Source organism: uncultured Amaricoccus sp. (assembly GCF_937891315.1).
Classification (GTDB): Bacteria; Pseudomonadota; Alphaproteobacteria; order Rhodobacterales; family Rhodobacteraceae; genus Amaricoccus.
In genome coordinates, this window is the sequence record NZ_CALAGI010000054.1 from 1 (window position 1) to 6,438 (window position 6,438).

The window sequence follows — 6,438 nt, forward strand, 5'->3', positions numbered from 1 at the left end:
CGCTGCTTTTCCATGCGTTGCGCAATGCGATGATCCCGGTCCTGACCATCATCGGCCTGCAATTCTCGTTCCTGCTGGCCGGCGCGATCATCATCGAGCAGGTGTTCTTTCTGCCCGGACTCGGCCGGCTCGTCTTTCAGGCGATCAGCCAGCGCGATCTCGTCGTCGTGCAGTCCGTCGTCATGCTGCTCGTCTGCGCCGTGATCCTGGTCACTTTCGTCGTCGATCTCGCCTATGCGCTGGTCGATCCGCGGCTTCGGCGGCGCTGATGCGCGCGCTCCTCCTCGGCGCGGCGCTCTGCGGCGTATTCGCGATCCTCGCGCTCGTCTCGCTGGTCTGGACGCCCTACGACGTCGCCATGCTCGACATCGCGGCCAAGCTGCGGCCACCGTCGGCCGCGCACTGGCTCGGCACCGACCACTATGGCCGCGACGTGCTCTCGATGATCATGGTCGGCGCCCGGGTCTCGCTCGCCGTCGCGCTGGTCGCGGTCGGCATCGGCATGGGGTTCGGCGTGCCGCTCGGCCTGATCGCGGCCGCCCGTCACGGCGGCTGGCTCGACGAGATCATCATGCGGGCGAACGATCTCGTCTTCGCCTTTCCGGCGCTGCTGATCGCCATCATGATCACGGCGGTCTTCGGCCCCTCGGCGCTGAATGCGATCCTCGCCATCGGCGTCTTCAATGTGCCGGTGTTCGCTCGCCTGACCCGCGGCGCGGCGCTCAGCCTCTGGACCCGCGACTTCGTGCTGGCCGCGCGCGTCGCCGGCAAGGGGCGGACACGGATCTCGCTCGAACATATCCTGCCGAACCTCGCCAGCCTGCTGATCGTGCAGGGCACCATCCAGTTTTCGCTCGGCATCCTCGCCGAGGCGGCGCTCGCCTATGTCGGGCTCGGCGCGCAGCCGCCGACGCCGTCCTGGGGGCGGATGCTGGCCGAGAGCCAGACGATGATCGCCTTCGCGCCCCGCCTCGCCCTGGTGCCGGGCCTCGCCATCGTGCTCACTGTGCTCGGGCTCAACCTGCTCGGCGATGGGCTGCGCGACCTGCTCGACCCGCGCCTGCGACGAGCGCGGGCATGAGCCTGCTGCGCGTCGAGGCGCTGTCACTCACGATTCGCGGTCTACCGATCCTCCGCGAGGTGGAACTCGGCCTCGGCGCGGGCGAGGTGCTCGGCATCGTCGGCGAGAGCGGCTCGGGCAAGTCGATGACCGCGCAGGCGATCATGGGCCTGCTCCCCGCGGGATCGGAGGTCGCCGGCCGCGTCCTGCTGGATGGCGCGGAACTTCCGACGCGCTCGGACCGGGCGATGCGCGCGATCCGCGGCCGCGACATCGGCATGATCTTTCAGGAGCCGATGACCGCGCTCAATCCCCTGCACACGATCGGCGATCAGGTGGCGGAGACGGCGCGCATCCATGGCGGGATCGGCCGCGCCGGGGCGCGCGACATCGCCCGGGCGACGCTGGCGCGCGTCGGCCTGCCGGAGGAGCGCTTCCCGCTGTCGCGCTATCCGCACGAACTGTCCGGCGGCCAGCGGCAGCGCGTCGGCATCGCCATGGCGATCGCGCTGCGCCCCAAGCTGCTGATCGCCGACGAGCCGACGACCGCGCTCGACGTGACGACGCAAGCGCTGGTGCTGGAACTTCTGGCCCGGCTGGTGCGCGAGGATGGCATGGGCTGCCTGCTCATCACCCACGATCTCGCCGTGGTGTCCGGTCTGGCCGATCGCCTCGCCATCATGACCGAGGGGCGTGTGGTCGAGGCGGGGCCGACGTCCGAGGTCCTGCGCGAGCGGCGCCATCCCTATACGCGGGCGCTGTTCGCCGCCTCGGCCCACCGGCCGGCGCGGCCCCGGCGCGAGCCGGGTCCGCCGCTGCTCGAAGTGACCGAGCTAACGCGGGACTATCCAGCGCACCGCGGCCTCTTCGCGGCGCCCGGCGTGTTCCGCGCGGTCGACCGGGTCAGCTTCACCCTCCACCGGGGCGAGAGCCTCGGCCTCGTGGGCGAGAGCGGCTGCGGCAAATCGACCCTCGTCCGGGCGATCCTCGGGCTCGAACCGACGCAGGGCGGCTCCGTCCGCCTCGACGGCGCGGCGGTGACGGCGCACGCCCCGCGCGCGACGCGGGCGCGGATGCAGGCGGTGTTCCAGGACCCCTATGGCAGCTTCAATCCGCGCCATCGGGCCGCGCGGCTGATCACCGAGCCGTTCCACCTGCTCGATCACCCGCCCACCGGCGCGGCCCGGCGCGCGGCGGTGGAGCAGGCGCTGACCGATGTCGGCTTGCGGCCCGAGGACGCGGAAAAATACATCCACGAATTCTCCGGTGGCCAGCGCCAGCGGCTCACCATCGCCCGGGCGCTGATCATCCGACCGGATCTCATCATCCTCGACGAGGCGGTCTCGGCGCTCGACGTGCGGGTGCGGGCGCGGGTGCTCGACCTTCTGGCCGACCTTTCGGCGCGCTACGCGGTGAGCTATCTTTTCGTCAGCCACGACCTCGGCGTCGTGCGGGCAATCACGGATCGGGTCATGGTGATGAAGGCGGGCGAGATCGTCGAGACCGGACCGACCGAGGCGGTGTTCACCGCGCCGCGCCATCCCTATACGCGCGCGCTGCTCGCCGCCTCGCCGGTGCTGGAGATCCCGGCATGACCACGTCGGGGCGTTGCCTGATCGGCGGGACATTGCGCGCGCCGGCTTCGGGCGAGACCTTCGCCGCGTTCGATCCCTCCGACGGGACCGAGATGGGCCGTGTCGCGCGGGGCGCCGCCGCCGATATCGACGCCGCCGTCGCCTCCGCCCGCCGCGCCTTCGCCGGGGCCTGGGGTCGAGCCACGGCGGCGGAGCGGGGCCGGCTTCTCGCCCGTCTGGGGCGCGTGGTCGAGGACCGGGCGGAATCGCTGGCCCTGACCGAGGCGCGCGACGTCGGCAAGCCGCTGACCCAGGCCCGCGACGATGTCCGCGCCCTGGCGCGCTACCTCGAATTCTACGGCGGCGCGGCCGACAAGCTGCGTGGCGAGACCATTCCCTATCTCGATGGCTATACCGTCTATACCCTGCGCGAGCCGCATGGGGTGACCGGCCATATCATCCCCTGGAACTACCCGCTGCAGATCATCGGCCGCTCGGTGGTCGCCGCGCTCGCCGCCGGCAATGCCTGCGTGCTGAAGCCGGCGGAGGAGGCGAGTTTCGGCGCGCTCGCCTTCGCCGAGCTCGCGCTCGAGACCGGCCTGCCGCCCGGCGCGCTCAATGTCGTACCCGGCACCGGGGCGGAGGCGGGCGCGGCGCTCGCCGGTCACGCGGGTGTCGATCATGTCTCCTTCACCGGGTCGGTCGCGGCGGGGCGGCTGGTCCAGACCGCCGCGGCCGCCCATGTCCGCCCGGTGACGCTGGAGCTTGGTGGCAAGTCGCCGCAGCTCGTCTTCGCCGACGCCGATCTCGGGGCCGCGCTCAGCTTTCTCGTCAATCCCGGCATCCGGAACGCCGGCCAGACCTGTTCCGCCGCCGCGCGGATCCTGGTCCAGCGCCCGCTCTATGAGCAGGTGGTCGCCGCGATGGGCGCGCGTTACGACGCGCTGGTCGTCGGTCCCGCGCTGGCCGACCGTGATCTCGGGCCGTTGATCTCGTCGCGGCGCAAGGCGGCGGTCGAGGATTATCTCGCCCGCGGCGCCGACCTGCGCGTCGCCGGGCGCGGCCGGGTCGAAGCCGATGCGCCGCCCGGCGGGCATTATGTCGCGCCGGTGCTCTTCGCCGACGCGCCGCCGGATCACGTTCTGGCGCGCGAGGAGATTTTCGGCCCCGTTCAGGTGGTGATGCCCTTCGAGGACGAGGAGGAGGCGGTCGCCATCGCCAACGGCACGGACTACGGCCTCGTCGCCTCGGTCTGGACCCGCGACGGTTCGCGCGCCCTTCGCCTCGCGCGGCGGCTGCGCGCGGGGCAGGTGTTCCTCAACAACTACGGCGCGGGCGGCGGGGTCGAGCTGCCGTTCGGCGGCGTCGGCCTGTCCGGCCATGGCCGCGAGAAGGGCTTCGAGGCCCTGTACGGTTTCACCCGCCTGAAGACCGTCGCCGCCCGGCACGGCTGACGAAAGGAGCGCGCGCATGCGACTGGAGGGCAAGACCGCCCTGATCACTGGCGGGGCCTCCGGCTTCGGCGCCGGCATCGCGCGGAAGTTCGAGGCCGAGGGCGCGCGGGTGATGATCGCCGATATCGACCCCGAGGCGGTCGAGGCCATGGCCGGCGTGCTCGGCGTCGCGTCGGTGGTCGCCGACGTGTCGCGGGACGACGGCGTCGCGCACATGGCGCTGGCGGCGCAGGCCGCGCTGGGGCCGCTCGACATCCTCGTCAACAACGCCGGCGTCACGCATTTGCCCGCCGCGCTCGAGGAGGTGACCGAGGAGGATTTCGACCGGGTGCTGCGGGTGAATGCGAAGTCGGTCTATCTCACCGCCCGCCACCTCGTTCCCGCGATGAAGGCGCGGCGCGCCGGGGTGATCCTCAACATGGCCTCGACCGCCGCGCTCAGCCCGCGGCCGCGGCTGAGCTGGTACAACGCCTCCAAGGGCTGGATGGTCACGGCGACCAAGGGCATGGCGGTCGAGCTCGCGCCCTTCGGCGTCCGGGTGAACGCGCTTTGCCCGGTCGCGGGCGAGACGCCGCTGCTCAAGTCCTTCCTCGGCGAGGACACGCCCGCGACGCGGGCGAAGTTCCTCGCGACGATCCCGCTCGGCCGCTTCTCGACGCCGCAGGATCTCGGCAACGCCGCCGCCTTCCTCTGTTCCGACGAGGCGGCGATGCTGACCGGCGTCGCGCTCGAGGTCGATGGCGGGCGCTGCGTATGAGCGCGCGTGTCGGGCGGCCGGGGCCTCGGAACCTGATCACCGACGTCGCCGGCCTCCGGGTCGGCAATGCCTCGGAGCCCATGCTGAAATCCGGCGCCACCGTGCTGACCGCGGACGCGCCCTTCGTCGCGGCCGTCGACGTGCGCGGCGGCGCGCCCGGTACGCGCGAGACGGATCTGCTCGAGCCCGGCCGGCTGGTCGAGGCGGTGGATGCGATCGTGCTCTCCGGCGGCTCGGCCTTCGGGCTCGACGCGGCCTCGGGCGTCGTCGACCGGTTGCGCGCGCTCGGCCGGGGGTATCGCGTCGGCCCGGCGGTGGTGCCGATCGTGCCGGCGGCGATCCTGTTCGACCTCCTGAACGGCGGCGACAAGGATTGGCGCGACAACCCCTATCGCGCGCTCGGCGCCGCCGCCTTCGACGCCGCGACGGAGAGCTTCGCGATCGGATCGGTGGGCGCGGGGACCGGGGCGATGACCGCGACGGTGATGGGCGGGCTCGGCTCGGCCTCGCTGATCACGCCGGACGGGGCGACGGTCGGGGCGCTGGTCGCGGTCAATTCCTTCGGCGCGGTGACGCGGCCCGGTGGCCGCGGCTTCTGGGCCGCGCCGTTCGAGATCGGCGACGAGTTCGGCGGGCTGCCGCCGCGTGCCGAGCGGGTGGCGCCGACATTTCCCGGCCCGGAAGGGACCGGCCCTGCCAACCCGCGCGGCAATACCACGATCGCGATCGTCGCCACCGACGCCACGCTCGACAAGGCCGGAGCCCGGCGGATGGCGGCGGCGGCGCAGGACGGCATGGCCCTCGCGATCCATCCCGCGCATACACCCTTCGACGGCGATCTCATCTTCGGCGTCGCCACCGGCGCCCGCGTCCTCGGGCCCGACCCGGCGCTCGGACTCGTGGCCCTCGGTCAGGCCGCCGCGCTCTGCCTCGCCCGCGCAATCGCACGGGCCGCCTACGCCGCGCGGCCGGCGGCCGGCGATCCGATGCCCTGCTGGTCTCAGCTCGCCGATTGAGCCGGGTTCTCCGTCTCGGTTCGCGCGGGGCGGAGGGCACGTTCGACGTGGGTGGTGACGCGGCCGTCGAGGGAGGTGACGAGCTTGACCACCTTGCGGTCCTGGAAGGCGCCGAGCTGTCCGGTGGCGAGCAGGGCGACGCGGCCGCCTGGCTGGCGGATCGAGAGCTGGATCTCGTCGGTCGCCTGACGCGGGATCTCGATCATCTGGCCAACCCGCAGGTCACGCAGGGCCGAGACGCTGAGCGCCTGACGGTGCAGCACGGCGTCGACCGCCACGGGCGCGGCGGCGGCGGTCCGGCGCATCAGTGATTTCCACAGGTCGTTCGGTCGATCCTTCGCCGCCCGCGCGTCGAGTTCGCGGATCGAGGCGCGGATCACGTCGAGCGCCGACAGCGGCAGGATGAGCGACAGGCCACCCTCGCGCCCCCCCTCGCCGAGGCGGAGCGAGACATCGAACACCAGCACGTCGATATAGTCCGGCCCGAGCCGCATCTGCGAGAGATTCTGCCGCTGGTCGCGGATATGGAGCGCCTTGGTCAAGGGGCGACCGAGGCTCGCGCCGATCGCCTGCGCGA

7 protein-coding genes are annotated in these 6,438 nt (G+C 72.4%); 6 read left to right on the plus strand and 1 reads right to left on the minus strand.

The genetic code is table 11. From position 1 onward, the window contains the following. From Q0480_RS04800 to Q0480_RS04825, 6 genes are all read left to right on the plus strand, one after another. On the plus strand, positions 1-269 hold a 269-nt coding region (locus tag Q0480_RS04800; RefSeq protein ID WP_299131195.1), incomplete at its 5' end, for an ABC transporter permease. Beyond that, the gene (locus Q0480_RS04805) at positions 269-1,081 is read left to right on the plus strand and encodes an ABC transporter permease (protein ID WP_299131197.1); all 813 of its coding nucleotides are present in this window, start codon (positions 269-271) and stop codon (positions 1,079-1,081) included. The genes Q0480_RS04800 and Q0480_RS04805, both read left to right, overlap by 1 nt. After that, entirely contained in the window at positions 1,078-2,655 is a 1,578-nt protein-coding gene (locus tag Q0480_RS04810; RefSeq protein WP_299131199.1) for a dipeptide ABC transporter ATP-binding protein, read from the plus strand. The genes Q0480_RS04805 and Q0480_RS04810 overlap by 4 nt, the downstream gene beginning before the upstream one ends. Continuing rightward, the gene (locus Q0480_RS04815) at positions 2,652-4,088 is read left to right on the plus strand and encodes an aldehyde dehydrogenase family protein (protein ID WP_299131200.1); all 1,437 of its coding nucleotides are present in this window, start codon (positions 2,652-2,654) and stop codon (positions 4,086-4,088) included. The genes Q0480_RS04810 and Q0480_RS04815 overlap by 4 nt, the downstream gene beginning before the upstream one ends. 16 nt (positions 4,089-4,104) lie before the next feature. Next, positions 4,105-4,845 (plus strand): glucose 1-dehydrogenase, encoded by a 741-nt coding sequence (locus tag Q0480_RS04820; RefSeq protein ID WP_299131202.1) that lies wholly within the window; start codon positions 4,105-4,107, stop codon positions 4,843-4,845. Then, a complete protein-coding gene (locus Q0480_RS04825; RefSeq protein ID WP_299131203.1) occupies positions 4,842-5,861 on the plus strand; it encodes a P1 family peptidase in 1,020 nt (339 codons plus the stop codon). Before Q0480_RS04820 ends, Q0480_RS04825 begins: the two co-directional genes overlap by 4 nt. Here Q0480_RS04825 and Q0480_RS04830 read toward each other — a convergent pair. Next, a partial coding sequence (locus Q0480_RS04830; protein ID WP_299131204.1) for a FliM/FliN family flagellar motor C-terminal domain-containing protein occupies positions 5,846-6,438 on the minus strand: 593 nt, incomplete at its 5' end. The genes Q0480_RS04825 and Q0480_RS04830 overlap by 16 nt on opposite strands.

Coding starts and splice junctions, on each gene's coding strand:
- Q0480_RS04805 (WP_299131197.1), top strand. CDS start 269: ATGCGCGCGCTCCTCCTCGGCGCGGCGCTCTGCGGCGTATTCGCGATC.
- Q0480_RS04815 (WP_299131200.1), top strand. CDS start 2,652: ATGACCACGTCGGGGCGTTGCCTGATCGGCGGGACATTGCGCGCGCCG.
- Q0480_RS04820 (WP_299131202.1), top strand. CDS start 4,105: ATGCGACTGGAGGGCAAGACCGCCCTGATCACTGGCGGGGCCTCCGGC.
- Q0480_RS04810 (WP_299131199.1), top strand. CDS start 1,078: ATGAGCCTGCTGCGCGTCGAGGCGCTGTCACTCACGATTCGCGGTCTA.
- Q0480_RS04825 (WP_299131203.1), top strand. CDS start 4,842: ATGAGCGCGCGTGTCGGGCGGCCGGGGCCTCGGAACCTGATCACCGAC.